Source organism: Limnohabitans sp. (assembly GCF_044361985.1).
Classification (GTDB): domain Bacteria; phylum Pseudomonadota; class Gammaproteobacteria; order Burkholderiales; family Burkholderiaceae_C; genus Limnohabitans_A.
Genome location: NZ_JBIKHV010000033.1, coordinates 1 through 26,500 on the forward strand (window position 1 = coordinate 1; position 26,500 = coordinate 26,500).

Here is a 26,500-nt window from a genome sequence, read left to right on the forward strand (position 1 = left end):
AGTCTGAGCAACTCCCTCGGGTTGCTGGGTCGCAAGGTGGGCATGATGCGTCTGTTCACTGATGATGGGGATTCCGTTCCTGTCACAGTGCTGGATGTGTCCAACAACCGTGTATCCCAGGTCAAAACCCAAGAGAACGATGGCTATGTCGCTTTGCAAGTGACATTTGGTGCCCGCAAGGCATCGCGCGTGATCAAGCCTATCGCTGGTCACTTGGCCAAAGCCGGTGTTGAAGCCGGTGAAATCATTCAAGAATTCCGCGTGACCGCCGACACGGCCTCCCAGTACGCCGCAGGCGCCACTGTGCCCGTGGCTGCTGTGTTTGCTGTGGGCCAAAAAGTGGACGTGCAAGGCACCTCCATTGGTAAAGGCTTCACCGGAACCATCAAGCGTCACAACTTCAAATCCCAGCGCGCTTCGCACGGTAACAGCCGTTCGCACAACGTTCCGGGTTCGATTTCGATGGCCCAAGATCCTGGCCGCGTGTTTCCAGGCAAAAAAATGTCCGGTCACCGTGGTGATGTGACTTGCACCACACAGAACCTGGCCGTCATTCGCGTTGACGAAGTCCGTGGCCTGTTGATGGTCAAGGGTGCCATTCCTGGTTCCAAAGGTGGTTTTGTGACCGTGCGTCCCGCCATCAAAACTAAAGGAGCGAACTGATGCAGCTCGAACTCCTGAACGACCAAGGTCAAGCCGCCTCCAAAGTGGATGCGCCCGAAACCGTGTTCGGTCGTGAATACAACGAAGCCCTGATCCACCAAATCGTGGTGGCTTACCAGGCCAATGCCCGTCAAGGCACCCGCGCCCAAAAGGACCGTGAACAAGTTCACCACTCCACCAAAAAGCCTTTTAAACAAAAAGGTACGGGTCGCGCTCGTGCGGGTATGACTTCCTCGCCTTTGTGGCGTGGCGGTGGTCGGATTTTCCCGAACATGCCCGACGAAAACTTCACACAGAAGATCAACAAGAAGATGTACCGTGCTGGTATGGCTTCGATCTTCTCCCAGTTGGCCCGCGAAGGCCGCTTGGCTGTAGTGGATTCATTCAAGGTCGAGTCGCCTAAAACAAAGCAGCTTGCTGCCAAGTTCAAGGCCATGAGCCTCGACAATGTGCTGGTGATCGCTGAAGAAGTCGACGAAAACCTGTACCTGGCATCGCGCAACCTGATCAACATCCTGATTGTTGAACCCCGTTACGCAGATCCCGTGTCTTTGGTGAACTTCAAGAAAGTCATCATGACCAAGGGTGCCATGGACAAACTCAAGGAGATGTTTGCATGAGCGCCGTGAAGTTCGACGAAGGTCGTCTGATGTCGGTGTTGGTTGCGCCCATCGTGTCCGAAAAGGCCACCATGGTTGCTGAAAAGTCCAACGCTGTGACATTCAAAGTGCTGCAGGATGCTACCAAGCCTGAAATCAAAGCCGCTGTGGAATTGATGTTCAAGGTCGAGGTCAAAGGCGTGTCTGTGGTGAATACCAAGGGCAAGACCAAGCGTTTTGGCAAGACCATTGGCCGTCGCGACAACATTCGCAAGGCTTATGTCACGCTGCAACCAGGTCAAGAGCTGAACCTTTCCGGGGAGGCTGCGTAATCATGGCTGTCATCAAGATCAAACCAACATCCCCAGGCCGTCGTGGCGTGGTGAAGGTTACCCGTGACCACCTGCACAAAGGTGAAGGCTACGCGCCGTTGCTGGAACCCCAGCATCAGAAATCGGGCCGTAACAACAACGGTCACATCACCACACGCCACAAAGGCGGTGGTCACAAGCACCACTACCGCGTGGTCGATTTCAAGCGCAACAAAGATGCGATTCCGGCGAAAGTCGAGCGCATTGAGTACGACCCAAACCGTACCGCCCACATCGCCTTGCTGTGCTACGCCGATGGCGAGCGCCGTTACATCATTGCCCCCCGTGGCATTGAAGCCGGTGCCACCTTGCTGTCGGGTGCAGAGGCGCCGATCCGCGCTGGTAACACTTTGCCGATTCGCAATATTCCTGTGGGTTCGACCATCCATTGCATCGAGCTCAAGCCCGGTGCTGGTGCACAAATCGCTCGCTCAGCAGGGGCTTCGGCCACTTTGCTGGCGCGTGAAGGCATCTACGCTCAAGTGCGCATGCGCTCCGGTGAAGTTCGCAAGATCCACATCGAGTGCCGCGCCACGATTGGTGAAGTCGCCAACGAAGAACACAGCCTGCGCCAATTGGGCAAGGCCGGTGTCAAACGCTGGATGGGTATCCGCCCAACGGTTCGTGGCGTTGCCATGAACCCCGTGGATCACCCGCACGGTGGTGGCGAAGGCCGTACCGGCGAAGGCCGTCATGCAGTAGACCCGTGGGGCAACCTCACCAAGGGCTACCGTACCCGTAACAACAAGCGCACTCAGGTCATGATCGTGTCGCGTCGCAAGAAGTAAGGGTTAGACAATGACACGCTCTCTCAAAAAGGGTCCATTCGTTGACCACCATTTGTTGGCCAAGGTTGAAAAAGCCGTCGCCACCAAAGATAAAAAGCCCGTCAAGACATGGTCGCGTCGCTCCATGGTTCTGCCCGATTTCATCGGTCTGACCATCGCTGTTCACAACGGCAAGCAACACGTTCCTGTTTATGTGACCGACCAGATGGTTGGCCACAAATTGGGCGAATTCGCACTGACCCGGACATTCAAGGGTCATCCTGCGGACAAAAAAGTCCAGAAGAAATAAGGAAAGACCATGGAAACACGTGCAGTCCTCCGGGGCGTCCGTTTGTCGGTCGACAAAGGCCGCTTGGTCGCCGATTTGATCCGCGGTAAAAAAGTGGATCAAGCTCTGAACATTTTGACTTTCACGCAGAAAAAAGCTGCTGGCATTGTCAAGAAGGTTCTTGAGTCCGCTATCGCCAACGCTGAACACAACGATGGCGCTGACATCGACGAGTTGAAGGTGAAAACCATCTACGTCGAACAAGGCACCACGCTCAAGCGTTTCACTGCCCGCGCCAAAGGCCGTGGCAACCGTATCAGCAAGCCCACATGCCATGTGTATGTGACGGTCGGCAATTAATCAGGAAGAACTATGGGACAAAAAATCCATCCTACCGGTTTCCGCCTGGCTATCAGCCGTAACTGGGCAAGCCGCTGGTACGCCAGTAACCGTGACTTCGCCGGCATGCTGGCCGAAGACATCAAGGTGCGTGAGTACCTCAAGGCCAAGCTCAAGAATGCTGCGGTTTCCCGCGTGCTGATCGAGCGTCCAGCCAAGAGCGCCCGCATCACCATCTTCTCGGCTCGTCCAGGTGTGGTGATCGGCAAAAAAGGCGAAGACATCGAGTTGCTCAAGAAAGAACTCTCAGCTCGTCTGGGCGTGCCCGTCGCGGTCAACATCGAAGAAGTGCGCAAGCCCGAAATCGATGCCCAGTTGATCGCTGACAGCATCACGCAACAGCTCGAAAAGCGGATCATGTTCCGCCGCGCCATGAAGCGTGCCATGCAAAACGCCATGCGTCTGGGTGCCCAAGGCATCAAGATCATGTCGGCTGGCCGTCTGAACGGTATCGAGATTGCGCGTACTGAGTGGTATCGCGAAGGTCGTGTGCCATTGCACACCCTGCGTGCTGACATCGACTACGCAACGTCTGAAGCCAAGACCACCTACGGCATCATTGGTGTCAAGGTCTGGGTCTACAAAGGTGACACTTTGGGCCGCAACGATGCACCTGCACTGGCCGAGCCGCGTGCAGACGAAGAGCGCCGCCCACGTGGTCCACGCCGTGATGCCCGTCCTGGTGAACGCCCAACCGGCGATCGTCGGGGAGGCCCACGTCGCCCCACAGGCACCAACACAGCACCGACCGATGGCAGCGACAAGCCTGCTGGGGCCGGTGGTGATGCAAAACCCGCCGTTAAGCGCGTACGCACAGTCGCCGCGCCAGCTGCAGCAGCTGACGGTCAATAAGGAGTAATTACATGCTGCAACCTGCTCGCAGAAAGTACCGTAAGGAACAGAAAGGCCGCAACACCGGCATCGCTACCCGTGGCAACACGGTGGCGTTCGGTGACTTCGGCCTGAAGTCCACAGACCGTGGTCGCTTGACGGCCCGCCAGATCGAAGCTGCACGCCGTGCAATTTCCCGCCACGTTAAACGTGGTGGTCGCATCTGGATTCGTGTGTTCCCTGACAAGCCGATTTCCACCAAGCCTGCTGAAGTGCGTATGGGTAACGGTAAAGGTAACCCCGAATACTACGTGGCTGAGATCCAACCCGGAAAGGTGCTCTACGAAATCGTGGGTGTGCCCGAAGAGTTGGCCCGTGAAGCCTTCAAATTGGCCGCTGCAAAGCTGCCCTTGCGCACCACATTTGTGGCACGCATGATTGGCCAATAATTCAGGAGAAACAAGAAATGAATGCTGCTGAATTGCGCCAAAAAGACGTTGCGGGTATCAAGGACGAAATCAAAGCGCTGCAAAAAGCTCACTTTGGCCTTCGTATGCAAAAAGCCACGCAACAACTCGGCAACACCGGAACGCTGAGCCAGACACGCCGCGATATCGCGCGTGCCAAAACCATTCTTGCCCAAAAGCAAGTCGCCAAGTAAGGAGTGACCATGACGGAAGCGAAAATATCCCTCAAGCGCACCTTGATTGGCAAGGTGGTCAGCGACAAACGTGCCAAGACCGTGACCGTGCTTGTGGAGCGTCGTGTGAAACACGCCCTCTACGGCAAGATCGTGGCCAAGTCGAGCAAATACCATGCGCACGACGAAACAGGTCAATACCACCTGGGCGACACCATCGAGATCACGGAAAGCCGTCCGATTTCGAAGACCAAAAACTGGGTGGCAACTCGCCTGGTTCAGAAAGCTGCAGCCGTCTAAGCCGCAAAAGCCCGACTTCTGCAAACTTTCAAAAAACGACCCACAATGGTGGGTCGTTTTTTTTTACCCTGGCCACAGTGCCATCCAAACACATGGAGCTCAAAATGATCAAAGTCGGAGACAAACTGCCCGCTGCCACCCTGATGGAATATGTCGAAGTGGAAGGCAATGGCTGCAGCGTTGGTCCTAACCCCGTCGATGTGGCCAAGGCCGCCGCTGGGAAAACCATTGCCTTGTTCGCATTGCCAGGCGCATTCACGCCTACTTGCTCGGCCAAACATGTGCCAGGCTATGTTGAAAATCACGACGCCCTGAAGGCTGCTGGTGTCGATGAAATCTGGTGCGTCAGTGTGAACGATGCCTTCGTGATGGGGGCCTGGGCCCGCGAACAAAAAACCGGCACCAAGGTGCGCATGCTGGGTGACGGCAGCGCCGACTTCAGCAAGGCCACGGGCTTGGTTCTTGACTTGACCACACGCGGCATGGGTGTGCGCAGCAACCGTTATTCCATGTTGGTCAAAGACGGTCAGGTGACCAGCTTGAACGTGGAGGGCCCTGGCAAATTCGAAGTCAGTGACGCTGCAACTTTGCTGTCGCAAGCCAAAGCCTGAATCGCCTTGCCTGTCAAAAAGGGGGCCAATGGCCCCCTTTTTTTCTGAGTGTGCAGAGCCTCACCCGATGTCCACTTTAAGATAATGCGCCCCTGCGTGGGGGTTGTGATAGTAGGGTGGAATTTCTTCAAAGCCCAGGTCTTCGTAAAGAGCTCGGGCTGATTCCATCTCGTCGAGTGTGTCAAGCAGCACGCAAGCGTAGCCGGCATTGTGCGCAGCCTCCAGGATGGCCTCTGTCAACTGACGGCCGATACCCAGACCCCGAAACGCCTTGCGAACAAAAAGCCGTTTCATTTCGGCCGAGTTGGTGTAGTCGGAACTGTCGAGCGGCCTCAGGGCAACGCAACCGGCAGGGGCCCCGTCCACCCAGGCCAGCAACAGGGCGCCGCGTGGTTCAGCGTATTCGCCTGGCAAATTTGCAAGTTCTTCGTCAAACCCCTGAAAGCACAGGTCAACGTTCAGGCTGGCGGCGTATTCGTGAAAAAGTGCTCGGGTCTCCAACCAGTCTGAGGCACTGGCCGGATGCAGCAGTTGAACAATGGACATGTGCTGGACGAACGTTGTGAAAACATCAGTGTAGCGTCAGACGGCGCAAAGTGAATGCTCCGGCGGCGTCAGCCACCCAGCGATACGATGGCAGCCACCACAAGCCCTGCGGCGATGAACCAGGCCAAAGCCAAGCCACGGGCTTTGCCGTTGTCACGCGATGGCGTCACCGCTTCAGGCAAGGTCTTGTCACCATGCCACATGGCGGGTACCAGCGATTGATGCTTGTGCCAGCGGTACCAGGCAAGCGCCAGCAAATGGCTCACCACCAAAGCGATCAGGATCAGTTTGCCCCAGCCTTTGTGCCAACTGGTGGCCAGGCTGACCACCGCTCCAGGCACCAAAGAGGAAAGCGGTCCCATGTTCGCGATCTCATCGTCACTGACCAGACCCGTGGCCACTTGCAGGCTCAAAAAAACCATCAAGGCCATCACCGACCAGGAACCCAAAGGATTGTGACCTGCCAGATGTTGGGTGCTGGATTGGCCCTGGATGTAGGCCAAAACACGGACGGGGCTGGCCGGCATATTTGACCAGCGTGACCAATAGCCGCCAAAAACGCCCCAAGCGAGTCTGAACAAAACCAGCGTGAGCACGGCGTAACCCAAACGGAAATGCCAAGCCATGGCATCACCCCCCACGTTGCCCGTGATGACCAGGCCCACCACGCAGGTCGCCAGGGCCCAGTGGAAAAGGCGTGTGGGTAAATCCCAAATGCGAACTGTGACCATAAGCACTTTCAAGGATGCAAAGAAAACAATACTATGCAAGACTGATTCGGGTGATGAAGCATAAGATTTTTAATGGCGTTTTAAATGATTGGAGTCAAACATGAAGACAATGTTGAGCCTGCTCGGCGCATCGATGGTATTGAGCCTGGCCTTGCCTGCGCAAGCGCAGTTTGCCAAACCCGAAGATGCCATCAAATACCGCAAGGCGAGTTTCACCGTGATGGCCGCACATTTCGGACGCTTGGGTGCCATGGCCAATGGCCGTGTTCCTTATGACGCCAAAGCTGCGGCAGACAATGCAGACACCGTGTCCGCACTGGCCAAATTGCCATGGGCTGCATTTGGCGAGGGCACAGACAAAGGCGAAACGCGCGCCAAGCCCGAAATCTGGAAAGAGTCGGCCAAGTTCAAGGAAGCATCAGACAAGATGCAAGCAGAAATCGTCAAATTGAACGTGGCGGCCAAGGCGGGCAATCTGGATGCACTGAAAGCCGCTTTCGGTCCTGCCGGTGCCAGTTGCAAAGCTTGCCACGACAACTTCAGAAAAGATTGACGTTTTTCGCCTGAAGGGCCGGGCAACCTGATCCGTCAGATTCAGCTTTCGGCAAGTAACTTTTCAATCAGCTGGTGAAGATCGACAAAGTCGGGTGTGCCGACAAACCGCTTGACGATCTCACCACGCTTGTTCACCAGAAAAGTGGTCGGGGTGAGTTGTATGTCGCCCCATTCGCGCGCCACGGCGCCGGTGTTGTCGATCGCCACCTTGAAGGGCAATTGGCGTGACTGTGCAAAGTTCACCACATAACTGGGGGGGTCATAGCGCATGGCCACGGCCAGGGTTTCGTAGCCCCGGTCTTTGAATTTGTTGTAGGTCGACACCAGTTCGGGCATTTCGGCGACACACGAGGTGCAGCTGGTGGCCCAAAAATTAACCAGACTGACCTTGCCTTGAAGTTGGGCCGTGGTCACTTGGGAGCCATCCAGCAATACAAAAGTCGAAGACGGTGCCTTGTCTTGGCCGCAGCCGGACAGGCCCAGCAAAGCGAAGGCAAGAAGGACGGTCATGAAGGACAAACGGTTCATGCGCCCATTGTAAAAGCCAAGTCCCGGCAGGCTGGGGCGAACGCTTAAAGCGCTGTGGTCCTAGGGGCCATCCTGTGGGGCCACAACGTCGAGCAAAAGCCCCAGCAAGTCTTGCGGCGCGCTGACCATCGGGTCGTGGCCTGTTTTCATCTCCAGCACCTTCGCGCCAGGCAACCAAGCGCCATTCCAAAACGTCGGATCCACCATGCGCACGCGGCTGACATCAATGGTGCTCAGCCCAGGCTCGGTGCAACTGATGAAAGTTCGGGGCACGCTGGCCACCCGCTGTGGGTCAAAGTCGAGCACATGGTTGTAAGGCCCCCCAGGGTGGGGCGTTTGGCGCCTTTGCACCCAGGCGTGGTCGGCACCGCTCAGGCCAAACACAGCCGGGTCGGGGGCTGGAAAGGAATGCAGCGGGTCCGCTTGCGCGGCTGCCATGCGCGCCTGCCGGGTGGCGCTGGCGTGGGTGCTGCTCCAGCTTTCGCCGGGTTGAGGCAGCACGGCGTCCAGATACACCAGATGGCGCAGGCGCTCGGGCCTGCGGTCCGCCACGGCCGTGCCCAGCATGCCTGCATAAGAATGCACCACCAGCACCAGGTCTTGGAGTTCTTCGGCATCCATGGCGGCGATAACGTCCTGAATATGGGTTTCCAAATCGATGTCGGGGCGAAGCAAATGGGCGCGCTCGCCCACCCCGGTCAAGGTGACCGCGTGGGCGCGGTGTCCAGCCTGGATCAAGCCCGGCAACACACGCTGCCAGCACCAAGCCCCGTGCCAGGCGCCATGCACCAGCAAAAAATGCGCCATCAGATCACCCCTTTGCCACGCAAACGGCCTTGTTGTTCCGCTGTCCAGCCCAGCACCTCGGCCAGCACTTCGGCCGTGTGTTGTCCCAGCATGGGCGGCGGCAGGTCTTGGCGAACCGGGGTGCGGCTCATCTTGATCGGGCTGGCCACCAGTTTCAAATCGGGCTGGATCGGGTGTGACCAGGTGCTGACCATGCCGCGGTGGGCGACCTGCGGATCGGCAAACACCTCGGCCAGCGTATTGATGGCCCCGCACGGCACTTTGGCTGCTTCCAGGGCGCCCAACCAAGCCGCCTTGGGGCGGGTTTTCATGATCGCTTCGAGCAGGGGAACCAATTCGGCGCGGTGTCGGACCCGGTCTGCATTCAGGGCATAGCGTGGGTCCAGCGCCAGTTCGGGGCAGCCGGCCACGGCGCAGAATTTCACAAATTGACCGTCATTGCCCACGGCCAGGATCAGGTGATCGCGGGTGGCAGGGGGGGATCCTTCGGGCGCCTGCACTTCGAACACCTGGTAGGGCACGATGTTTTGGTGGGCGTTGCCAGCCCGACCGGGCGCTTTGCCGCTGACCAGGTAATTGGCGCTCAGATTGGCCAGCATGGCGACCTGGGTGTCCAGCAAAGCCATGTCCACTTGCTGGCCTTCGCCTGTGCGCTCGGCGTGGCGCAGAGCCGCCAAAATTGCGACCGTGGCATACATGCCGGTGAACAAATCGGCCACAGCCACCCCCACTTTTTGGGGGCCACCGCCTAGGTCATCGCGCTCGCCGGTCACGCTCATGAGGCCACCGATGCCTTGCACGGCATAGTCGTAGCCCGCGCGCTCGCGGTAGGGGCCCGTCTGGCCAAAACCGGTCACGCTGCAATACACCAGCTTGGGGTTGATGGCGCTCAGGCTGGCGTAGTCCAGACCGTAGCGGGCCATGTCGCCCACCTTGAAGTTTTCGACAAACACATCGCAGTGCTTGACCAACTCTCGGATCAGGGCCTGGCCATCGGCCTGGGCGATGTCGCAGGTGACAGACCGTTTGTTGCGGTTTGCCCCCAGGTAATAGGCCGCTTCGGCGGTGTCTCGTCCTTCAGCGTCTTGTAGGAAAGGGGGGCCCCAGGTGCGGGTGTCGTCGCCTGTGCCGGGGCGCTCGATCTTGAGGACGTCAGCCCCGAGATCGGCCAGAGTCTGGGTGCACCAGGGGCCCGCCAAAACGCGGGAGAGGTCTAAAACGCGGATGCCATCGAGTGAATTCATGCTTTCATTGTCGCGAAAAATGCCGCCTGCTGCTGATCGGGATAATCACCCCATGCGAACCCATTTCACGGCCCTCATGGCCAGTCTGACCCTCAGCCTTACTTTGACCGCTTGCAGCCCCGACCAGAACTGGCGCGAAGTGGCCTTTGAAGGGACTTCCCTCAAAGCCCAGTTGCCCTGCAAGCCCGATCGCACCACGCGTTCAGTGCCTTTGGGTGGGGTGCCTGTGGACTTGCAAGTCGTGGGCTGCGAAAGCGGCACGGCCATGGTGGCGGTGATGACCGCAGCCTTGCAGGCTGGAGCCGATGCCAATGCCCTGCTGGCGGGTTGGCAACAAGCCACTTTGGACAATGCGCGGGTCAACCGTCCACTGGCCTCTGGGCAGCAGCAGGTTTGGCACCGGCCCGGGCAATTGCCCTTGGCAGCATCGGTCCGCGTGCAGGCCCCAGGCCTGCGGGCCGACGGGCAAGCGGTGCAGATGGCGGCCGTCTGGGGAGCCGTGGCCGAAGGGGAGCGGGTGCGTTTGATCCATGCCGTGGTTTATGACCGTGCGATTTCGCCTGAAATGGCCAACACTTTGTTTGACGGACTGAAGCCATGACCGCCTCCACTTTGGCGCACCCTGAGCGATTGCCACGGCGCATGGCGGTGGTGGTTTTTCTGGCGTTCGCGCTGGCCTATTTTTTCTCGGCCTTGGTTCGGGCCATCACGGCCACCTTGTCGCCAACGCTCACCACAGAGTTCAGCCTCAGTGCGCAAGATCTGGGCTTGCTGGCGGGCGGCTACTTTTTGGGTTTTTCGCTCACGCAGTTGCCCCTTGGGCGCTTGCTGGACAAGCACGGCCCCAAGAAAGTGGTGCTGGCTTTCCTGTCGTTTGCGGTTCTGGGTTGTCTGGCGTTTTCGTGGGCGGACAGTTTTCACGGCCTCCTGGCTGCGAGGGTGCTGTGTGGCATGGGCGTCAGCGCCTGCCTGATGGCCCCTCTGACCGGTTACCGGCGCTGGCTGGATGCCAGCAGCCAGTTGCGCAGCAACTCCTGGATGCTGATGACCGGCTCTTTGGGCATGCTGGCCGCCACCTTGCCTGTGCAATGGCTCATGCCCATCTGGGGTTGGCGTGCGCTGTTTGTCATGCTGGGTGTGATGATTGCCATCGCCATGGTCTTGATTGCGCTGGTGGTGCCGCATTGGAAAACCAGCTCGGCAGGGTCGGACAGCACGCAGACGTTCCCCCATGACGATGGCAGTTACCGCGAAATCTGGCGCAGCGCGTATTTCTGGCGCATGACCCCGATCGGATTTTTCACCTACGGCGGCATGGTGGCCATTCAGACTTTGTGGGCAGGCCCCTGGATGACCCAAGTCGCAGGCTGGACCGCAGACGAAGCGGCCAAGGGATTGTTCCTCATCAATTTGTGCATGCTCGTGACCTTCTGGCTGTGGGGCCTGGTCACCCCTGCTTTGGCCCGCAGGGGGATTCCGGTGGAGCGCCTGATTGCCTGGGGTTTACCGCTGAGTTTTTTGGTGATCGGGGTACTGGTCTGGATGGGGCCTGCCGTGGGCTCAGCAGCCGCAGTGGGCCTGGCCTTGTTGTGTGTCACCAGCACTTTTGTGGCGCTGGCCCAGCCCGCTGTGGGCATGGCTTTCCCATCGCATCTCGCTGGCCGCGCGCTGTCGGCCTACAACCTGGTGGTTTTCGCGGGCATCTTTGTGGTCCAGTGGGGCATCGGTCTGCTGGTGGACGCTGGCCGGGGTCTGGGCCTCGAAAAGCCGGCGGCCTACCAGGTGGCTTTGGCCTGCTTTGGTATTTGCTCCACGTTGTCGTGGGTGTACTACTTGCTGAAAAAGCCGGTTCAGCCCTGATAATGAAGCCCTCATGATCGGCATCCTCATCATCGCTCACGCCCCGCTGGCCAGCGCATTGCGCGACTGTGCGTTGCATGTTTTCCCTGATTGCGCACAAGGGGTGATGGCGCTGGATGTCACGCCCAATGAATCCCCCGAGGTCAGCCTGGCCAAAGCCCGCGAGGCGGTCCATGCTTTGGGGGGGTCTGAAGTCTTGTTGCTCAGCGATGTCTTCGGCGCCACGCCGTGCAACGTGGCACAACAGATCAACGATGGCTTGAGCACGCGCCTGGTCGCTGGTGTCAATTTGCCCATGTTGCTGCGCAGTGTCTGCTACCGGCATGAAAGCCTGGAAGCCTTGGCCGCCCGCGCGCACGCCGGCGGCACCCAGGGCGTCATGCCCGTTGGCAGTACCGCGCCCCAGAACCAAACAGGAAAAAGACATGCCCCAAGCCACAACGACCATCAGCAATAAACTCGGCTTGCACGCACGCGCTTCGGCCAAGCTCACCAAGCTGGCAGGCAGTTTCCCGTGCGAAGTTTGGCTCAGCAAGGGCGAACGCCGCATCAATGCCAAAAGCATCATGGGGGTGATGATGCTGGCTGCGGGGCTGGGTGCTGAAGTGCTGGTCGAGACCAGCGGCGAGCGTGAAGACGAAGCCCTGCAAGCCCTGCTGGCGCTGATGGCTGACAAGTTTGGCGAAGGCCAATGAGCATGCAAATTCGCTCTGGCCGGTTGTGTGCTGAGGTGAGGTCATGACCTTCAGCATCCATGGCCTGGCGGTGGCCCGGGGCATCGCCATCGGCCGTGCGGTGCTTGTGGCCTCCAGTCGGGTCGATGTGGCCCACTATTTCATTCAGCCCGATCAGGTGATTTCGGAAATAAGGCGTCTGCGCAAGGCCCGCGATGACGTGGTGGATGAACTGCAGCGTTTGCAAAAAGACTTGCCTAAAGATGCGCCACACGAGCTGGCGGCCCTTCTGGATGTACACCTCATGCTGCTGCAAGACGAAGAGCTGACGTCGGGCGTGGTGCATTGGATCAGGGACCGCTGCTACAACGCTGAATGGGCGCTGACCAGCCAGCTTGAAATCATCGTGCGCCAGTTCGAGGAAATGGAAGACCCCTATTTGCGCGAACGCAAAGCCGATATGGAGCAAGTGGGCGAGCGGGTGTTGCATTGCCTGAAAGGCACGGGCGCCTTGGTGGTGCAGCCCAAGCGGCCGCAGCGGCCCCAGCAAGAGCTGCAACTGGGTGACACGGATGTGCCCCTCGTGCTGGTGGCGCACGATTTGTCGCCCGCCGACATGCTGCAGTTCAAGCAAAGCGTGTTCACTGGCTTTGTGACCGATGTGGGCGGCAAGACCTCGCACACGGCCATCGTGGCGCGCAGTCTGGACATTCCGGCAGTGGTGGGCGCGCGCACCGCCAGCCAGCTGGTCAAGCAAGACGATTGGGTCATCATCGATGGCGATGCGGGCGTGGTCATCGTCGATCCCTCGCCCATCATCTTGTCCGAGTACAGCTTCAAGCAACGACAGGCGCAGCTTGAGCGCGAGGGCTTGGCGCGCCTGCGGCACACGCCTGCGGTCACGCTCGATGGCGAAAAAATCGAGCTGCTGGCCAACATTGAAATGCCCGAAGACGCGGCTTCAGCCCTGGCTGCCGGTGCGGTGGGCGTGGGCTTGTTCCGCTCAGAATTCCTGTTCATGGGGCGCCAGGGCAATTTGCCAGATGAAGCTGAGCAGTACCAGGCCTACCGGCTGGCCGTCGAAGGCATGAAGGGCCTGCCGGTGACCATCCGGACCATCGATGTGGGCGCTGACAAACCGCTGGACGAGGCGCGCCATGATGCCGCCCACCTGAACCCGGCGCTGGGTTTGCGCGCCATCCGCTGGAGCCTGGCCGACCCGTCCATGTTCCTCACCCAGCTGCGCGCCATCCTGCGTTCGGCGGCGCATGGCCAGGTCAACCTGTTGATCCCGATGCTCAGCCATGCCAGCGAGATTCGCCAGACCCTGCTGCTCATCGAGCAGGCGCGCCATGAGCTGGACCGCAAAGGCCTGGTTCATGGCCCGGTCCGTTTGGGCGCCATGATTGAAATTCCGGCTGCAGCCTTGTCTTTGCGCCTTTTTCTGAAACATTTTGATTTCCTGTCCATTGGCACCAACGACCTGATCCAGTACACCCTGGCCATCGATCGTGCCGACGAATCGGTGGCCCATTTGTATGACCCTCTGCATCCGGCCGTGCTGCGCCTGGTGGCCGATACCATCGCCGCCTGCAAGGCGCAGGGAAAGGGTGTGTCGGTGTGCGGTGAAATGGCTGGCGATGTGGGCATGACCCGGTTGCTGCTGGGCCTGGGCTTGCGCAGTTTTTCCATGCACCCATCGCAAGTGTTGGCGGTCAAGCAGCGCATTTTGTTGTCCAACACCGAAAAACTCAGGCTCTGGGCCGATCAGGTGCTCGACAGCGATGACCCCGCTGAACTGATGCAGCGTTGAAAACGCTGCTGAGGTCAATGCGCATGCCAGCGCCTTGCTAAAGCGCGGTCAGCCAGCGCAGTCAGCCAGCGCCAAACTCAGGCCTGTGGCAGCAACAAGGACAGCGACACGCAGGTGCCTGGATGGCTCGGGGCGATCAGCAAAGTGGCACCCACCGTGCGGGCACGTTGTTGCATGTTGTAAACGCCTCTGCCCAGCACCGGCTTGTCGGGGTAGCCTGTGCCGTTGTCAGACACGGTGATCCGAAGTTGTGAGGCCTCGGGGTCAAAGGTCACTGAAATCTGGATGTGCTTGGCCTGCGCGTGTTTCAAGGCGTTGTTCACCGCCTCCTGAATGATGCGAAGCAATTGCAAGATGGTCCGCTGCAACAGTTTGGGGGCTTTGTCGATGTCCAGTTCCCAGGCTAAAGCAATTGGCAAATGTGCGGTCCGTTTTTGCAGCCGAAAACGCATGTCGGCCAAAGAGTCCAGAAAGCTGTTGTGGGCGTTGCTCAGGGTGTCGGCCACCAAGTACAGATCGGCCATGCATTCCTGAAGGAGCACCGATAAATCGCCTGGCGAGATCTTGCCTGCATCGGCCATCAAGCGTGCGGTGGCCAACTGGGAGCCGAAGCCGTCGTGCATGTCTTGCAAAAGCATCTCGCGTTCTTCATTTTTGGAATCGTGGATGGCCATCCGAGTCAGCTGTTCATGGGCTATTTTCACGGCGGCTTGTGCGTGCTTGTAAAAGGTCACATCCACACTCACACCTTCAAACGCGGTGCTGCCATCGGGCAGAGTCCGGGGCACCGCTTCCACGCTCACCCAACGCGTTTCCCCGCGCACCAAGATACGGCCTTCCCAGGTCAGAACCTGGGGCTGCAAGAAAACCTGTCGATGCCGGTTCACCAGGTCCATCAAATCATCGGGATGAACACGGCTTAACACCTGAGTCGGGTCGGCCATGACCAACTCTCGCGTGATGTTGAACATCTCCAGCCAGCGCTTGCTCAGGAAACTGAAGCGCGGCTTGCCATCGGGCGACACTTCCAGCACATAAGTGCCCACCGGGATGGCCTCGGTGAGCTTCAGCGCGGTCTGCTCGATGCGCTGAATGGTTTCCAAGGCCGAGCTCAGCTCCAACGTTCGGGCGGCGACAGTGCTTTCGAGGGTGGCACTGAAACCACGCGCACTGCGCAGTGAATCGATCAATTGGCGGGTCAACAAGAAGCCAATGAGCACGATGGTGGTTGCGAACCCCAGGAGTGTCAGGTACATAAACTCGAAGCCGCCTAGCCCGCTGAACATCAGCCAGTCCCTTAATCCCAGCATGAACAGCAAGATCATCAGGCCAAAGGTCACGATGTGCCGGCTGTCGCGCGATTGCACCGACCAGCGCAGCATGAACCCGATCAGGACTGGCGCGATCAACAGCACCGGCAGGTAGGCCACCAAAACCAGCAAGCTGTTTTCGGTGGCTGCATAAAACACGGTCGCAAAAAGCAGCGCGTAGCCCAGTGTCCAGCGGGTGTGCCAGGCGCGTTGCTTGCCAAACAAATGCAGGCAGGTCAGCACAAACAGGTGTGCCGCCAGCAGCCGGCTGGTGAGAGTCAGCCAGTTCCAGAAGTGCATCGACAGCGGCAGTTCCTTGGCAATCAGGTTGCTGAGCGAGGCGACTAAAAACAAGCAGGTCAAGCCATACCAGAGGTAGACGGATTCTTCGCGCAGTGACAAGCCGATCACCAGTGAAAGCAGGCCCAGCGTCAAAACGGACCATGCCAGCCACTCCTTGAGGGTGATGCGCCACATAAACTGGGGCAGGTAAACATCGCGGTAAAGCCGGTGGGCATCGCCCACCACGACTTCAGACAAGCCGCTGAGCTGGCCATGGTTGCCATGGACCTCGATCTCCAGTGTGTTGATGCCGGCATGCCAGAGTTGGGTGGCCGGCTTGAACAGCAGGGGGTGGTGCTGGCAGCGCAGACGCGCCAAGTCCCCATCGGCACATTGATCGACCAATTCACCATTCAAATACAGGGCGCCAGCCAGGCTGAGCTTGTTGATGAAAACACCCAGAGCTTGCTCGGGTGCCTTGGGCAGGTCCACGCTCAGGCGGTAGCGGACACGGCTGCCTTTGGCATCCAACTCCTGGTGGCTCAACACATGGGGCAGCGTCACGGTACGCTCGCCAAGGGGGCTTGTCAGTGAGGCCGACTGCAGGCGCAGCGCAACCGGCTCTGCTGCAGTTTCAGGCGGAGCCCCCAACAGCAAGGGGTGCCAGGCCTGCAACCCCCAAAATACCAGCAATAAGCGCCAGAACCATGGCATGCGGCCCATCAACTCAGATCAATCCGGCGTCACGCGCCTTGGTGACCGCCTGAACCTGCGAGCGAACTTCCAGCTTGCGGTACAGGTTGCGAATATTGGACTGCACCGTGGAAACTCCGATGCCCATCACAACGGCCGTTTGCTCATAACTGTTGCCCCGCGCAATCGATTGCAGGGTTTCCAGCTCCCGAGGGGACAAACTGAATGAAATGGCCGATTTGCCGGTGGGTGCCCCTGCCAGCTTGAACAAAGTCCGGGCCAAAGAGGGACTGATCGGGTAATTGCCTTGCAGGACTTCCAAGATCGCTTGGCCCATGGACTGGGCCGAATCGCCTTTGAGGATGTAGCCATTGGCGCCTGCCCGGATCGCACTCAAAACGGATCTTTCCAAGGAGAGCACCGAAATAACCAAAATGGGAATTTCGCTGAAACGTCGGCGAATGGCCTGGATGACTTCTACGCCCCCCATGTCCGGCAGACCCAGGTCGACCAGCGCAAGGTCCAGCCGGGTTTGGGGCTGTTCAATCAACTCCATCAAGGCCGCACCGGTGGCGCATTCGACGACCGGCCCCTTCAGCCCGATGTGCAGCATGGCCTCACCGATCAACAGTCGGAAAGCAGGATTGTCCTCCACGAGAACGACATTGCGGGTTGCAAATAAAGAGTGGCCTAGTCTGGTCATAATGATCAATATTAAGTTAATTTTATCAAATTGTTTGCAATATTAATCCCATAAATATAATAGATGCTGCATATAAATGTAATTCTCATCTTGGGGTGATCTGCCGACACTGCATGGCTCCAAATGCTTTTGAGAGGACCTCGGGATGGGGCCTTCTACGGTAAGCGAATAACTCGTGTGAATCTACTAAAAATGAAAAAAAATTTAATTTTCATAACGACTTGCCTCGTGTTGTGAAAAAAACATAACGTGACCCTGTGCCTGTGCCTGTGCCTGTGCCTGTGCCTGTGCCTGTGCCCGCCATGCCCGCCATGCCCAATTCTTTGGGTTTAGAAATGCCCGTCCCCATGCAAGAGGCGCAACCCCCCTCACCCAGTGCGGCAGAAGTGCTGAAAGACGGCTTGCGCTGGGCCCTGCTGCGCCTGAGTCAGTTGCAAGGGGGGCTGCTGGACCCGATTCAGCTGAAAGAGGGCATCGACCGCTTGGCAGACAGCCGAGAGCCGATGCAGCAACTCAAAGATATTTGCCATTCTCTTGGCAAAAGTTCTCCTAAATTATTAAAAGCACCAGATCGTCCCTTGGTGCCCATGATGGCACTGCACCCCAGTGAAGGCTGGGGGGTCATTGTTGATCGCGCAGCCGATGGCCGCTGGATCTTGCAAACCCAGAAAGGCGCTGTTCCCGTCACGCCAGCTTCGCTGGACCGTGCCTGCGCGGTGGTCCAGCTCGGACCCAAAATCAATCTGGCGCTGGGCCTTTTCACCCAAAACGGCGGCCCAGTCACTTTTTTCTCGCACGTTCGCGAGACTTTGACCCTTTTCCGGCGCGAGCTGCTCGAAACCAGCATCGCCTCTGCCTTCATCGGCCTGCTGGCGCTGGCCACATCTTTGTTTTCGATGCAGGTTTACGACCGCGTCATTCCGACCCGCAGTGAACACACGCTGATCATCCTGGCGGTGGGCGTGTTGCTCAGCATCGTGATTGAGCTGGGCATGAAGTTTGCCCGCTCCAACATCATGGACTACGTCGTGGTGGGCCTGGACAGTCGGCTTTCTCGCGAAATCTTTGACCGCCTCATGCAACTGCGCGTCGACCAGGTGCCCAACTCGGTGGGCAGTCTGGCCAGCCAGTTGAGGGGCTATGAACAAGTGCGGGGGTTTTACACCGCCACCACCCTGTTCACGATCATTGATGCGCCGCTGGCGCTCTTGTTCATCTGCGTCATCGCGGCCGTGGCCAGCCCCTGGGTGGCCTTGGTGCCTTTGGTTTTTGCAGTGATTGCCGTGTTCATCGGCCTGTCCATTCGCAAAAAGATCATGGCCCATGCCAAGGAGGGCGCGCAGTTCTCGAACCTCAAAACCGGTTTGCTGGTGGAGGCGGTGGAGGGCATCGAAACCATCAAAGCCGGCTCGGGGGGCTGGAAGTTCCTTTCGCGCTGGATCGGGGTCAATGCGCAAACCATCAGCAACGACTTGAAAACCCGTGGTGCCACCGAAAGCATTGGGTATCTGTCTGCAGCCATACAGCAAATCAGCTACGCCGGCCTGATCGTGGTGGGCGCCTTGATGGTGATGCAAGGCGACATGACGCAGGGTGCTTTGATCGCCAGCTCCATCCTCAGTGGTCGCATCCTGGCGCCTATTTTGGCGATCCCGGGTTTGCTGGTGCAGTACGCACATGCCAAGGCCGCACTCGAAGGGCTGGAGCGGCTTTACCAACTCAAGACCGACCACGACGGCATGGATGCACCCTTGACCCCCGCTGCGCTGATGGGGCATTTCGAATTGACCGATGTGAGCTTCGCTTATGGCGACAACCCGCCCGCCTTGGTCGTCCCCAGGCTGGAGATCAAGCCCGGAGAACGCGTGGTGGTGCTGGGCCCGATTGGTGCTGGCAAGTCCAGTCTGCTGCGTCTGCTCAGCGGTTTGTACCACCCGACGCAAGGACGCATCCTGGTCGATGGGCTGGAGCTTGGGCATATCCACCGGCAGGTGATCAACCAGAACATGGGCTACCTTCAGCAAGACCACCGGCTGTTTCACGGCACTTTGCGTGACAACTTGCTCATTGGCTTGCCTGACCCGGGCGATGATGCCTTGCTGAACACCATGCGCCTGACGGGCATGGACCGCTTTGTGGCGAGTCACCCCAAGGGCCTTGCACGGCCCATTGCCGAAGGCGGCAAAGGCCTCAGTGGGGGGCAAAAACAGCTGGTGGCATTCACCCGCCTGATCCTCTGTGACCCCCATGTCTTTTTGCTGGACGAGCCGACAGCAACCATGGACGAAGAGCAGGAACAACGCTGTCTGGCCGTGCTGGCGCAGCAGGCGCAGGCAGGCAAGACCCTGGTGATCGTCACCCACAAGCCAGCCTTGTTGCCACTGGCGACCCGCATCGTGGTGGTGGCGGGCAACAAGATCGTTCTGGACGGCCCCCGCGATGCCGTGTTGCAGCAACTCCAGCAAAAAAACAGGCCGCAGCCAAGCGCTGCCCCGCCGCCAACTTCTTCCTCCCCTGCGGTGGCGCAGCCATGACGTCCGATCCTCTCAAAAACAGACACCCGGGTGCGGCCCAGGACATCGTTGATCTCGAGCTCAAACCCAAGTTCAAGGGCTCAGCCGAGCCGATTCGGCAAAACAACCTGCACGACCTGCAAGCGCCCACGCGCGCGCGCGGTATCTTGGGCATCATCATGCTGTCCTTGATTGCGCTGACCGTGTGGGCGGCTTTCGGCAAGATTGACCAGGTCACCCGAGCCCAGGCCGTGCTCATGTCGGCCGAGCGCACCCAGCTGGTGCAAACGTCGGATGGTGGCGTGCTGACCGAGCTGCATGTCAAGGAAGGCCAGCACGTCAAGGCTGGGCAACTGCTCGCCAGGTTGCAAAAAGAGCGTGCGGCTGCGGGCGTCTCGGACAGTCGCGCCAAAGTGGCAGCACTGCGAATCACGCTCACGCGTCTGCAAGCCGAGGTCTATGGCACGCCGCTGGAATTCAAAGCCGAGCTGGCACCCTACACCGAATACATTCGCAATCAGCGGGACCTTTTCAACAAGCGCCAGACCGCTTTCAAGGAAGACCTTCAGGCTTTGGGCAATATCCTCGCGTTGGCCGAAGAAGAAATGCGCATTAACCACCAGCTGGCGGCCACCTTTGACGTCAGTCGTGCCGAAGTCCTGCGCCTGGAGCGAGGGGTGGCCGACATCAAGGCCCAAATCTCCGGCAAACGCAACAAGTACTTTCAAGACGCCCAGGCAGAAATGACCAAAGCGCAGGAAGACCTCAGCACCCAAAACGAGCAGCTGCGTGATCGTCAGCAGGTGCTGGAAAACACCGAGCTGGTGGCCCCGATGGACGGCGTCATCAACAGCATCAAGGTCACAACCATTGGCGGCGTGGTGCGCCCTGGCGAGACGCTCATTGACATCTTGCCCAGTGGTGACAACCTGATCGTCGAGGCCAAGATACCGCCCGCCGACATGGCCTTCATTGCGCTGGGCCAAGACGCCAGCATCAAGCTCGACGCTTATGACTCGGCCATCTTTGGTGGCCTGCGCGGTAAGGTCGACTACATCAGTGCCGAGGCCTTGTTTGCCGAAAAGGCCAGTCCAGGGGTGCCCATCAGCCCCAACAACCCCCCCATTTATTACCTGGTCCGCATGCGCATCACCGGCAATGAGTTCCATGGTGATAAAGCCAATGACATCAAGCTCCGAGCCGGGCTGACGGCGAGTGTCGAGATCAAGGCGCTGGAGCGCACGGTGCTCAGTTACCTGACCAAACCCATCACCAAAACCATGCGATCGGGGTTGGGGGAGCGGTAGATTAATCAGTGAATCAGTGGGTTTTGCTGGCCTGGCTGGGGCTTGTGTCAAAAATTTCCGCAACAGAAAACAGAGCGGATCAATGGCCAGGGAAATCACAGAAACGACGTGGCAAGAACAAGCGCTTGGCACACGAGGCTGAAAACGCCGGTGAATTTTCGACTTTTGTGTTTGTTAGCAAATTCTTTAAATTCTTTGAATTTTCCCCCATAAGCATACGAGGCGTCCCATGAGGATGCGATTCTCAGCGGCCAGCGCTTTGCCGATACTTTCAGCTCTGTTGTCGGGGCTGATTGGCCCCGCCTCCATCCAAGTATTTCGACAGGCCAGTTAAAGAATCAATGAAAAATTCCATGGTTTGGGCTCTGGCCATTGTGTTGTGCTCAACTTCGGCGCAGGCCCAAAAAGCAGAGGCTGACCATTTGGGCGCATTGCTCAACACTGCCGTGACGGACAGTCCGGCGGTCAGGGCGCGTCAGGCCGAGGTGGGCGCCGCGCGGTCAGAGGTTCAAACGGCCCGCTGGCAGTTCTGGCCGACACCCTCGATTTCTGTGCAAAAACCAGACCAAGCGCAGGTGGCGGGGACTGACCGCACGGTTCAGATCATTAGCCTCAAGCAGCCCCTGTGGACGGGGGGGCGGCTGGAGGCGGGTGTGGCGTTGGCCGGTGCGCGGCAGCAGGTGGCCGAGGCCATGCAGCAAGAAATGCGGCGTGACATCGCGCTGGAGGTCATTCAGGCCTATGGCGATGCGTCTACGGCCAAGGCCCGCATGCAGGTGCAAGAGACCAGTCTGGCAGTGCACGATAAATTGTTCGAACAAATACGCCGCCGCGCTCGGGAAGGGCTCAATGTGCAAAGCGACCGCGCGTTGGCCGAAAGTCGCCGCGCTGGGGTGCTGGCCGAGTTGGAAGGTGCTCGGGCTGCGTTGAATACTTCGCGCGAAAAATTGCGAACGCTGGCAGGCCGTGAGGTGGCCGAAAAGCTGTTGCTGCCTGAAGCATTGCTGCCATCTGAGACCGAGGTGGAGGATGACACCCGACTCGCCCTGCAGTCAGACCCGAGCCTTCAGCGCCTGCGGGCCGAGGCCCTTGAATTAAAGGCGCAGGTCGACAGCAGCGCAGCAGCTTTCTGGCCCGAGTTGAGCGCCAGTGTCTTGCAGCGCCACGGGGATGTGTCCGGACGCAGCTCGCAGGTGATTCTGGGCTTCGAGTCCAAATGGGGCGGCGGCTTGGCCAACGTGACGGCCCTGCAAGCGGCACAGCAGCGGCAACAGGCCAAAAATGACGACACGGATTTTCGAACGCGCAGGATCAGCGAGCAAATCCGCGCCGACCACCGCAACTGGCGTGCAGCGCTCACTCGAGCGCAGGCTTTTGGCGGCGCCCTGAGTGCTTCGAAGACGGTTTACGAGTCGTGGGATCGCCAGTTTATGGCCGGTAAAAAAAGCTGGCAAGACGTGATGAATGCCGCGCGTGAAATGGCACAAACTGAAATCCAGCTGGCTGAGGCTCGGGGCGCGGTGAGCGTTTACGAGTGGCGCCTGGCCGTGCTCTCGCGCGGGGTGGACTGGGTCATTCAACCAAGGTCAACCAGTCAATGAACATGAAAACTGACTTGCCCGTATGCAAGTTCCCATCCCAAATTTCAATTTCAACGCCATTGCTTGATGGCGGGATCGGCCCCTATGCGTAAAACAGAACCTCAATTTATCAGCACAACAGAAGCAGCGGGCATGCTGGGCGTGTCGACAACCATGGTTCAGTCGCTGGTCGACAAGCATGAGCTTGTTGGCTGGAAAACCCGCGGAGGCCACCGACGCATTGCCTTGGAGTCGATCGCTGACTTGAAGAACAACCAAAGTGTGAAAGTCGGCTTGATCCACAAGGGGAGACAGCAGCCCAGGATTGTGGTGGCCGTCGAGTCGCTGGAATTGTTTGGCACCTTGCAAAATGCAATCGCCAGCTGGCGGTTTCCCTTCGACTTCAAATTGGTCGATTCAGTGGCACTGGCTTTGATGAGTCTGCAGCATGACCGCCCCGACATGCTGATCGCCGAGATGGGCATGCCGCGTCATCAGCAAGAAAGCATCATCGCGGCTTTGACAGAGATCAACGCCAGCGGACGCCGAATTTCGATGACCCTTGTGGCCAACGAAACCCTCGCTGCAGAGCCACCATCCAACGACGCTGCGTCTGTTCAGAGGGTTGTGGGCCCCATAACCCCCGCCTGGCTGGAGGCCTTTCTGACCGGCGTTCAGGCTACGGTGTATTGATGCGTTTGCGCGCAGCCTGATGCACTGATTTATTAAGGGTGCTTCACCGCGTTGAGCGCCGCATGCGCTTGCTGGTCGGCGTGATAACTGGAGCGAACCATCGCACCAACAGCCGCGTGCGAAAACCCCATTTCATAAGCCTTGGCCTCGAACATCTTGAAGGTATCGGGGTGCACGTAGCGGCGCACGGGCAGGTGGCTGTTGCTGGGGGCCAGGTATTGGCCAATGGTCAGCATCTCGATGTTGTGCGCACGCATGTCGCGCATGACTTCCAGAATTTCTTCGTCGGTCTCGCCCAAGCCAACCATCAAACCGCTTTTGGTAGGCACGTTGGGAAACAGGGCCTTGAATTTTTTCAGCAAGTTCAGTGAGAACTGGTAGTCGGACCCGGGACGTGCTTCACGGTACAGGCGCGGCACGGTTTCCATGTTGTGGTTCATCACGTCCGGCGGTGCGGCTTTCAGGATCTCCAGGGCGCGGTCATCGCGGCCCCGAAAGTCGGGCACCAGCACTTCGATCTGGGTGTTGGGTGAGAGTGCGCGGGTTTTGCGGATGCACTCGACGAAGTGGCCTGCGCCGCCATCACGCAGGTCGTCACGGTCGACGCTGGTGATCACCACGTATTGCAACTTGAGCTGCGCAATGGTCTTGGCCAGGTTGTCGGGTTCGTTCGCATCCAGCGGATCGGGTCGGCCATGGCCCACATCGCAAAACGGGCAGCGGCGTGTGCATTTGTCGCCCATGATCATGAAGGTGGCGGTGCCCTTGCCAAAGCACTCGCCGATGTTCGGACAACTGGCTTCTTCGCACACGGTGACCAGTTTGTTGGCCCGCAGCACGTCCTTGATTTCGTAAAAGCGGGTGGTGGGTGAGCCAGCTTTGACGCGAATCCAGTCGGGCTTTTTCAGCACTTCGGCCTGTTCAACTTTCACCGGAATGCGAGAGAGTTTGGCCGCTGCCTTTTGTTTGGCCATGGGGTCGTAGTTTTCAACGCTTTGGGCTTCGCGGACCACGGGGCGTTCGGTGGGGGTGTTGCTCATCGTTTTCTTTCGGTCGCCGCACGGCGGCGGGTCAGGTGCGTCAATGGGGGGCGGTGTTTCACAGTCGGGCGGCGAGTTGGCCTGCCAGCACTCGGGCGGCTTCGTCCCAGGTGGTCTCTACACCGATTGTAAAAAGGTCTACGGTTTTCAATCCGGCATAACCGCAGGGGTTGATACGCTCAAAGGGTTGAAGGTCCATGACCACGTTCAGGGCTGCGCCATGGTACGTGCAGTGGCGGCTGACCTTGATGCCCAGCGCGCTGATTTTCCCCAAGCCCTTGAAGGGGTCACTCGGCTGGGCTGGGCCGACCAGGGCCGCGTGGCTGAAGGGGTCATCCAAGCGCACATAAATGCCCGGGGCACCTGCCACGCGGTGGCCCGTCACGCCGTAGTGCGCCAGGGTGCGAATGATCGACTCTTCCAACTTGAAGACGTATTCCTTGACGTAATAACCCGCGCGTTGCAGGTTCACCAAGGGGTAGGCCATCACTTGTCCGGGGCCATGGAAGGTGACTTGCCCGCCGCGGTTGGTAGGCACCACCGGAATGTCGCCGGGCATCAGCACATGGCTTGGCAGCCCGGCCAGGCCTTGTGTGAACACGGGGGGGTGTTCACACAGCCAGAGTTCATCGGGTGTGTCGGGGGTGCGCGCTGTTGTGAAGGCCTGCATGGCCTCGTAAGTTGGCAGGTAGGGCACCCGCCCGAGCAGCCGGATGTCCATGCTCAAAGCACGATTTTGACCATCGGGTGCGAGGTCAGGGCGCGGTAAAGGTCGTCAAGTTGTTCGCGGCTGGTGGCCGTGATGTTGAGCGTGACGCCCAAATAGTTGCCGCCTTTGCTGGGGCGTAACTCGATGGTGGCGGGGTCAAAGCCAGCGTCAAAGCGCAGGGCAATTTGGCACATGGACTCGGCAAAACCATCGACCATGGCGCCCATGACCTTGATCGGAAAGACCGAGGGGTACTCGATGAGGCTGTCTTTGGGGTCGATGCCGGTGGGGGGAATGGTGGAGGCGCTCATGCTGCAATTGTCCATCAACGCCAGATGGTCACAGCAGCAACGGCCAACCAACCCAAGGCAAAGTTGGTGAGCACCATGGGGTGGATTTGCCCCAGGGCTTTGCCTGCTGTGGGCCAGTCAGAGGCGTGCACAGCGGCTTTGAGGCGGCGAAATGGCGCAAACCAAATGTGCGCAAAGATCAAGCACATCAAGACACCCAGTCCCGACATGGCGTGCCAACCCTTGGGGGCCAGTTTCATGTCGGTCATGAACAGCATCCAAAACCCTGACGCCAAAATCAGCGCAATGGACACCCAGACCATAGCGAAAAAGCGGCTCAAAACGCCTGCCATCAGGGCCAGGCGTTCAGGCGGCGCCATCTGGGCAATGACCACGGGGCGCAGCGCCAAAATGACCAAAGCCATGCCACCCATCCATACGATAGCAGCAGCAAGGTGAAAAAATTTAATCCATTCGTACATAAAAATACCGATTGATTTCGCGTGGATAAAAGAAATGCTCAGCCAAGGGATGAGGCCATTCTGGCCGCAGGGACTGAGCTTGGCTTTTGAAAGGTCAAAAGATTGATGTAAATAAATCGAGCACGCAAGGGTTTCTAGGTATAATTTTGAGCTCTGTGGTTGTCGTCTGATCTGTAACCTGATTGTAATTTGAGATGGTCAAAATTGCATCATCGCAAAACAATCCGCAATTCAAAGACGCTGCTGTCGAGGTCTCGGATGATGAATTCAAGGCTTTGTCGGCCGAAGAGGCGGCGGCTTGGCGGTTAAGCCATCCTCAAACCTCACCATGGCATGTCTTATTCCTGCAAATAGGCATAGGCGCTTTGATGGTGTTGTTGACGGGATTGTTCACCCGCGAATTCCATTTGGCCGCATCGGTGGCTTGGGGTTGCGCATCGGCTGTGATCCCCGCTGTGGTTTTCATCAGGGCTTTGAGTCGGCAAATGCGGCAAATTCAACCCAAGCTTGTCTTGGCGGGTTTGTTCTTTTGGGAGTTGGTCAAGATCATCTTGACCGTGGCGTTGCTCTTGGTGGCGCCAAAAGTGATTTCGAATTTAAGCTGGCTTGCCCTGGTGGCTGGCTTTGTGGTGACGATCAAGGTGTATTGGCTGGCCATGGCGCTGGGCTA

General features: G+C 58.6%; 33 protein-coding genes. 22 read left to right on the forward strand and 11 right to left on the reverse strand.

Features of this window, described 5'->3' with window-relative positions; genetic code table 11:
- The 11 genes from rplC to ACIQ3A_RS07670 form a co-directional block, all read left to right on the forward strand.
- Nucleotides 1-663 (forward strand): 50S ribosomal protein L3 (gene rplC / locus ACIQ3A_RS07620; RefSeq protein WP_396431151.1); only part of this gene is annotated, 663 nt, incomplete at its 5' end.
- Nucleotides 663-1,283 (forward strand): 50S ribosomal protein L4, encoded by a 621-nt coding sequence (gene rplD / locus ACIQ3A_RS07625; RefSeq protein WP_108408072.1) that lies wholly within the window; start codon nt 663-665, stop codon nt 1,281-1,283. The genes rplC and rplD, both read left to right, overlap by 1 nt.
- Nucleotides 1,280-1,594, forward strand: a complete 315-nt coding sequence (gene rplW / locus ACIQ3A_RS07630; RefSeq protein WP_019429300.1) for a 50S ribosomal protein L23 — start codon at nt 1,280-1,282, stop codon at nt 1,592-1,594. The genes rplD and rplW overlap by 4 nt, the downstream gene beginning before the upstream one ends.
- A gap of 2 nt (nt 1,595-1,596) precedes the next feature.
- Nucleotides 1,597-2,421 (forward strand): 50S ribosomal protein L2, encoded by an 825-nt coding sequence (rplB, locus tag ACIQ3A_RS07635; protein ID WP_100172794.1) that lies wholly within the window; start codon nt 1,597-1,599, stop codon nt 2,419-2,421.
- Between the two features lie 10 nt (nt 2,422-2,431).
- The gene (gene rpsS, locus ACIQ3A_RS07640) at nt 2,432-2,710 is read left to right on the forward strand and encodes a 30S ribosomal protein S19 (protein WP_007847809.1); all 279 of its coding nucleotides are present in this window, start codon (nt 2,432-2,434) and stop codon (nt 2,708-2,710) included.
- A 9-nt stretch (nt 2,711-2,719) separates the two neighbouring features.
- Complete coding sequence (rplV, locus tag ACIQ3A_RS07645) at nt 2,720-3,049, forward strand: 50S ribosomal protein L22 (protein ID WP_019426902.1); 330 nt, start codon at nt 2,720-2,722, stop codon at nt 3,047-3,049.
- 12 nt (nt 3,050-3,061) lie between these two features.
- Nucleotides 3,062-3,940, forward strand: coding sequence for a 30S ribosomal protein S3 (gene rpsC, locus ACIQ3A_RS07650; RefSeq protein ID WP_396431152.1), 879 nt, complete (start codon nt 3,062-3,064; stop codon nt 3,938-3,940).
- 11 nt (nt 3,941-3,951) lie between these two features.
- Entirely contained in the window at nt 3,952-4,368 is a 417-nt protein-coding gene (gene rplP / locus ACIQ3A_RS07655) for a 50S ribosomal protein L16 (RefSeq protein WP_108408069.1), read from the forward strand.
- Between the two features lie 17 nt (nt 4,369-4,385).
- Nucleotides 4,386-4,580 (forward strand): 50S ribosomal protein L29, encoded by a 195-nt coding sequence (gene rpmC, locus ACIQ3A_RS07660; RefSeq protein WP_396431153.1) that lies wholly within the window; start codon nt 4,386-4,388, stop codon nt 4,578-4,580.
- Between the two features lie 9 nt (nt 4,581-4,589).
- Nucleotides 4,590-4,859, forward strand: a complete 270-nt coding sequence (gene rpsQ / locus ACIQ3A_RS07665) for a 30S ribosomal protein S17 (RefSeq protein WP_108408067.1) — start codon at nt 4,590-4,592, stop codon at nt 4,857-4,859.
- Between the two features lie 104 nt (nt 4,860-4,963).
- Nucleotides 4,964-5,470 carry a peroxiredoxin gene (locus ACIQ3A_RS07670; RefSeq protein ID WP_396431154.1) on the forward strand — a complete coding sequence of 169 codons (507 nt, stop codon included), beginning with the start codon at nt 4,964-4,966 and terminating at the stop codon, nt 5,468-5,470.
- A 60-nt stretch (nt 5,471-5,530) separates the two neighbouring features.
- Here the strand turns inward: ACIQ3A_RS07670 and ACIQ3A_RS07675 are convergent, their stop codons facing one another.
- Together ACIQ3A_RS07675 and ACIQ3A_RS07680 are read right to left on the reverse strand one after the other, a co-directional pair.
- The gene (locus tag ACIQ3A_RS07675; protein ID WP_396431155.1) at nt 5,531-6,016 is read right to left on the reverse strand and encodes a GNAT family N-acetyltransferase; all 486 of its coding nucleotides are present in this window, start codon (nt 6,014-6,016) and stop codon (nt 5,531-5,533) included.
- A 68-nt stretch (nt 6,017-6,084) separates the two neighbouring features.
- On the reverse strand, nt 6,085-6,747 hold the full coding sequence (locus ACIQ3A_RS07680) for a cytochrome b/b6 domain-containing protein (RefSeq protein WP_396431156.1): 663 nt from the start codon (nt 6,745-6,747) through the stop codon (nt 6,085-6,087).
- Nucleotides 6,748-6,847: 100 nt separating this feature from the next.
- Here ACIQ3A_RS07680 and ACIQ3A_RS07685 point away from each other — a divergent pair, with 100 nt between their 5' ends.
- Nucleotides 6,848-7,300, forward strand: coding sequence for a c-type cytochrome (locus ACIQ3A_RS07685; protein WP_396431157.1), 453 nt, complete (start codon nt 6,848-6,850; stop codon nt 7,298-7,300).
- Nucleotides 7,301-7,341: 41 nt separating this feature from the next.
- Here the strand turns inward: ACIQ3A_RS07685 and ACIQ3A_RS07690 are convergent, their stop codons facing one another.
- The 3 genes from ACIQ3A_RS07690 to ACIQ3A_RS07700 are packed head-to-tail and all read right to left on the reverse strand — an operon-like array spanning nt 7,342 to nt 9,881.
- Entirely contained in the window at nt 7,342-7,830 is a 489-nt protein-coding gene (locus tag ACIQ3A_RS07690; RefSeq protein WP_396431158.1) for a TlpA disulfide reductase family protein, read from the reverse strand.
- A gap of 60 nt (nt 7,831-7,890) precedes the next feature.
- Nucleotides 7,891-8,637: an alpha/beta fold hydrolase gene (locus ACIQ3A_RS07695; protein WP_396431159.1), complete on the reverse strand. Its 747-nt coding sequence runs from the start codon at nt 8,635-8,637 to the stop codon at nt 7,891-7,893.
- Entirely contained in the window at nt 8,637-9,881 is a 1,245-nt protein-coding gene (locus ACIQ3A_RS07700) for a CaiB/BaiF CoA transferase family protein (RefSeq protein WP_396431160.1), read from the reverse strand. The genes ACIQ3A_RS07695 and ACIQ3A_RS07700 overlap by 1 nt, the downstream gene beginning before the upstream one ends.
- A 52-nt stretch (nt 9,882-9,933) precedes the next feature.
- Here ACIQ3A_RS07700 and ACIQ3A_RS07705 point away from each other — a divergent pair, with 52 nt between their 5' ends.
- The 5 genes from ACIQ3A_RS07705 to ptsP are packed head-to-tail and all read left to right on the forward strand — an operon-like array spanning nt 9,934 to nt 14,228.
- Nucleotides 9,934-10,482 carry a hypothetical protein gene (locus ACIQ3A_RS07705; protein ID WP_396431161.1) on the forward strand — a complete coding sequence of 183 codons (549 nt, stop codon included), beginning with the start codon at nt 9,934-9,936 and terminating at the stop codon, nt 10,480-10,482.
- A complete protein-coding gene (locus ACIQ3A_RS07710) occupies nt 10,479-11,741 on the forward strand; it encodes an MFS transporter (RefSeq protein WP_396431162.1) in 1,263 nt (420 codons plus the stop codon). Before ACIQ3A_RS07705 ends, ACIQ3A_RS07710 begins: the two co-directional genes overlap by 4 nt.
- Before the next feature lie 13 nt (nt 11,742-11,754).
- Nucleotides 11,755-12,198, forward strand: a complete 444-nt coding sequence (locus ACIQ3A_RS07715) for a PTS sugar transporter subunit IIA (protein WP_396431163.1) — start codon at nt 11,755-11,757, stop codon at nt 12,196-12,198.
- Nucleotides 12,167-12,436: an HPr family phosphocarrier protein gene (locus tag ACIQ3A_RS07720; RefSeq protein WP_396431164.1), complete on the forward strand. Its 270-nt coding sequence runs from the start codon at nt 12,167-12,169 to the stop codon at nt 12,434-12,436. Before ACIQ3A_RS07715 ends, ACIQ3A_RS07720 begins: the two co-directional genes overlap by 32 nt.
- Nucleotides 12,437-12,479: 43 nt before the next feature.
- A complete protein-coding gene (gene ptsP / locus ACIQ3A_RS07725) occupies nt 12,480-14,228 on the forward strand; it encodes a phosphoenolpyruvate--protein phosphotransferase (protein ID WP_396431165.1) in 1,749 nt (582 codons plus the stop codon).
- A gap of 77 nt (nt 14,229-14,305) precedes the next feature.
- Here the strand turns inward: ptsP and ACIQ3A_RS07730 are convergent, their stop codons facing one another.
- Nucleotides 14,306-16,534: an ATP-binding protein gene (locus ACIQ3A_RS07730; protein WP_396431166.1), complete on the reverse strand. Its 2,229-nt coding sequence runs from the start codon at nt 16,532-16,534 to the stop codon at nt 14,306-14,308.
- A gap of 13 nt (nt 16,535-16,547) precedes the next feature.
- A complete protein-coding gene (locus ACIQ3A_RS07735) occupies nt 16,548-17,168 on the reverse strand; it encodes a response regulator (protein WP_396431167.1) in 621 nt (206 codons plus the stop codon).
- 305 nt (nt 17,169-17,473) lie between these two features.
- Here ACIQ3A_RS07735 and ACIQ3A_RS07740 point away from each other — a divergent pair, with 305 nt between their 5' ends.
- From ACIQ3A_RS07740 to ACIQ3A_RS07755, 4 genes are all read left to right on the forward strand, one after another.
- Nucleotides 17,474-19,750 (forward strand): ATP-binding cassette domain-containing protein, encoded by a 2,277-nt coding sequence (locus tag ACIQ3A_RS07740; protein WP_396431168.1) that lies wholly within the window; start codon nt 17,474-17,476, stop codon nt 19,748-19,750.
- Nucleotides 19,747-21,036, forward strand: coding sequence for an HlyD family efflux transporter periplasmic adaptor subunit (locus ACIQ3A_RS07745; protein ID WP_396431169.1), 1,290 nt, complete (start codon nt 19,747-19,749; stop codon nt 21,034-21,036). Before ACIQ3A_RS07740 ends, ACIQ3A_RS07745 begins: the two co-directional genes overlap by 4 nt.
- 353 nt (nt 21,037-21,389) lie before the next feature.
- A complete protein-coding gene (locus ACIQ3A_RS07750; protein WP_396431170.1) occupies nt 21,390-22,637 on the forward strand; it encodes a TolC family protein in 1,248 nt (415 codons plus the stop codon).
- Between the two features lie 84 nt (nt 22,638-22,721).
- Nucleotides 22,722-23,309, forward strand: a complete 588-nt coding sequence (locus tag ACIQ3A_RS07755) for a helix-turn-helix domain-containing protein (protein ID WP_396431171.1) — start codon at nt 22,722-22,724, stop codon at nt 23,307-23,309.
- Nucleotides 23,310-23,341: 32 nt separating this feature from the next.
- Here the strand turns inward: ACIQ3A_RS07755 and lipA are convergent, their stop codons facing one another.
- The 4 genes from lipA to ACIQ3A_RS07775 are packed head-to-tail and all read right to left on the reverse strand — an operon-like array spanning nt 23,342 to nt 25,773.
- Nucleotides 23,342-24,349, reverse strand: a complete 1,008-nt coding sequence (gene lipA / locus ACIQ3A_RS07760; RefSeq protein WP_396431172.1) for a lipoyl synthase — start codon at nt 24,347-24,349, stop codon at nt 23,342-23,344.
- Between the two features lie 58 nt (nt 24,350-24,407).
- On the reverse strand, nt 24,408-25,070 hold the full coding sequence (gene lipB / locus ACIQ3A_RS07765; RefSeq protein ID WP_396431173.1) for a lipoyl(octanoyl) transferase LipB: 663 nt from the start codon (nt 25,068-25,070) through the stop codon (nt 24,408-24,410).
- Nucleotides 25,071-25,072: 2 nt separating this feature from the next.
- A complete protein-coding gene (locus ACIQ3A_RS07770) occupies nt 25,073-25,369 on the reverse strand; it encodes a DUF493 family protein (RefSeq protein ID WP_396431174.1) in 297 nt (98 codons plus the stop codon).
- A gap of 14 nt (nt 25,370-25,383) precedes the next feature.
- Nucleotides 25,384-25,773, reverse strand: a complete 390-nt coding sequence (locus ACIQ3A_RS07775) for a CopD family protein (RefSeq protein ID WP_396431175.1) — start codon at nt 25,771-25,773, stop codon at nt 25,384-25,386.
- A gap of 251 nt (nt 25,774-26,024) precedes the next feature.
- Between ACIQ3A_RS07775 and ACIQ3A_RS07780 the strand changes: the two genes are divergently transcribed.
- On the forward strand, nt 26,025-26,500 hold a 476-nt coding region (locus tag ACIQ3A_RS07780; RefSeq protein ID WP_396431176.1), incomplete at its 3' end, for an ATP synthase subunit I.

Coding starts and splice junctions, on each gene's coding strand:
- rplD (WP_108408072.1), top strand. CDS start 663: ATGCAGCTCGAACTCCTGAACGACCAAGGTCAAGCCGCCTCCAAAGTG.
- rplW (WP_019429300.1), top strand. CDS start 1,280: ATGAGCGCCGTGAAGTTCGACGAAGGTCGTCTGATGTCGGTGTTGGTT.
- rplB (WP_100172794.1), top strand. CDS start 1,597: ATGGCTGTCATCAAGATCAAACCAACATCCCCAGGCCGTCGTGGCGTG.
- rpsS (WP_007847809.1), top strand. CDS start 2,432: ATGACACGCTCTCTCAAAAAGGGTCCATTCGTTGACCACCATTTGTTG.
- rplV (WP_019426902.1), top strand. CDS start 2,720: ATGGAAACACGTGCAGTCCTCCGGGGCGTCCGTTTGTCGGTCGACAAA.
- rpsC (WP_396431152.1), top strand. CDS start 3,062: ATGGGACAAAAAATCCATCCTACCGGTTTCCGCCTGGCTATCAGCCGT.
- rplP (WP_108408069.1), top strand. CDS start 3,952: ATGCTGCAACCTGCTCGCAGAAAGTACCGTAAGGAACAGAAAGGCCGC.
- rpmC (WP_396431153.1), top strand. CDS start 4,386: ATGAATGCTGCTGAATTGCGCCAAAAAGACGTTGCGGGTATCAAGGAC.
- rpsQ (WP_108408067.1), top strand. CDS start 4,590: ATGACGGAAGCGAAAATATCCCTCAAGCGCACCTTGATTGGCAAGGTG.
- ACIQ3A_RS07670 (WP_396431154.1), top strand. CDS start 4,964: ATGATCAAAGTCGGAGACAAACTGCCCGCTGCCACCCTGATGGAATAT.
- ACIQ3A_RS07675 (WP_396431155.1), bottom strand. CDS start 6,016: ATGTCCATTGTTCAACTGCTGCATCCGGCCAGTGCCTCAGACTGGTTG.
- ACIQ3A_RS07680 (WP_396431156.1), bottom strand. CDS start 6,747: ATGGTCACAGTTCGCATTTGGGATTTACCCACACGCCTTTTCCACTGG.
- ACIQ3A_RS07685 (WP_396431157.1), top strand. CDS start 6,848: ATGAAGACAATGTTGAGCCTGCTCGGCGCATCGATGGTATTGAGCCTG.
- ACIQ3A_RS07690 (WP_396431158.1), bottom strand. CDS start 7,830: ATGAACCGTTTGTCCTTCATGACCGTCCTTCTTGCCTTCGCTTTGCTG.
- ACIQ3A_RS07695 (WP_396431159.1), bottom strand. CDS start 8,637: ATGGCGCATTTTTTGCTGGTGCATGGCGCCTGGCACGGGGCTTGGTGC.
- ACIQ3A_RS07700 (WP_396431160.1), bottom strand. CDS start 9,881: ATGAATTCACTCGATGGCATCCGCGTTTTAGACCTCTCCCGCGTTTTG.
- ACIQ3A_RS07705 (WP_396431161.1), top strand. CDS start 9,934: ATGCGAACCCATTTCACGGCCCTCATGGCCAGTCTGACCCTCAGCCTT.
- ACIQ3A_RS07710 (WP_396431162.1), top strand. CDS start 10,479: ATGACCGCCTCCACTTTGGCGCACCCTGAGCGATTGCCACGGCGCATG.
- ACIQ3A_RS07715 (WP_396431163.1), top strand. CDS start 11,755: ATGATCGGCATCCTCATCATCGCTCACGCCCCGCTGGCCAGCGCATTG.
- ACIQ3A_RS07720 (WP_396431164.1), top strand. CDS start 12,167: ATGCCCCAAGCCACAACGACCATCAGCAATAAACTCGGCTTGCACGCA.
- ptsP (WP_396431165.1), top strand. CDS start 12,480: ATGACCTTCAGCATCCATGGCCTGGCGGTGGCCCGGGGCATCGCCATC.
- ACIQ3A_RS07730 (WP_396431166.1), bottom strand. CDS start 16,534: ATGCCATGGTTCTGGCGCTTATTGCTGGTATTTTGGGGGTTGCAGGCC.
- ACIQ3A_RS07745 (WP_396431169.1), top strand. CDS start 19,747: ATGACGTCCGATCCTCTCAAAAACAGACACCCGGGTGCGGCCCAGGAC.
- ACIQ3A_RS07750 (WP_396431170.1), top strand. CDS start 21,390: ATGGTTTGGGCTCTGGCCATTGTGTTGTGCTCAACTTCGGCGCAGGCC.
- ACIQ3A_RS07755 (WP_396431171.1), top strand. CDS start 22,722: ATGCGTAAAACAGAACCTCAATTTATCAGCACAACAGAAGCAGCGGGC.
- lipA (WP_396431172.1), bottom strand. CDS start 24,349: ATGAGCAACACCCCCACCGAACGCCCCGTGGTCCGCGAAGCCCAAAGC.
- lipB (WP_396431173.1), bottom strand. CDS start 25,070: ATGGACATCCGGCTGCTCGGGCGGGTGCCCTACCTGCCAACTTACGAG.
- ACIQ3A_RS07770 (WP_396431174.1), bottom strand. CDS start 25,369: ATGAGCGCCTCCACCATTCCCCCCACCGGCATCGACCCCAAAGACAGC.
- ACIQ3A_RS07775 (WP_396431175.1), bottom strand. CDS start 25,773: ATGGCTTTGGTCATTTTGGCGCTGCGCCCCGTGGTCATTGCCCAGATG.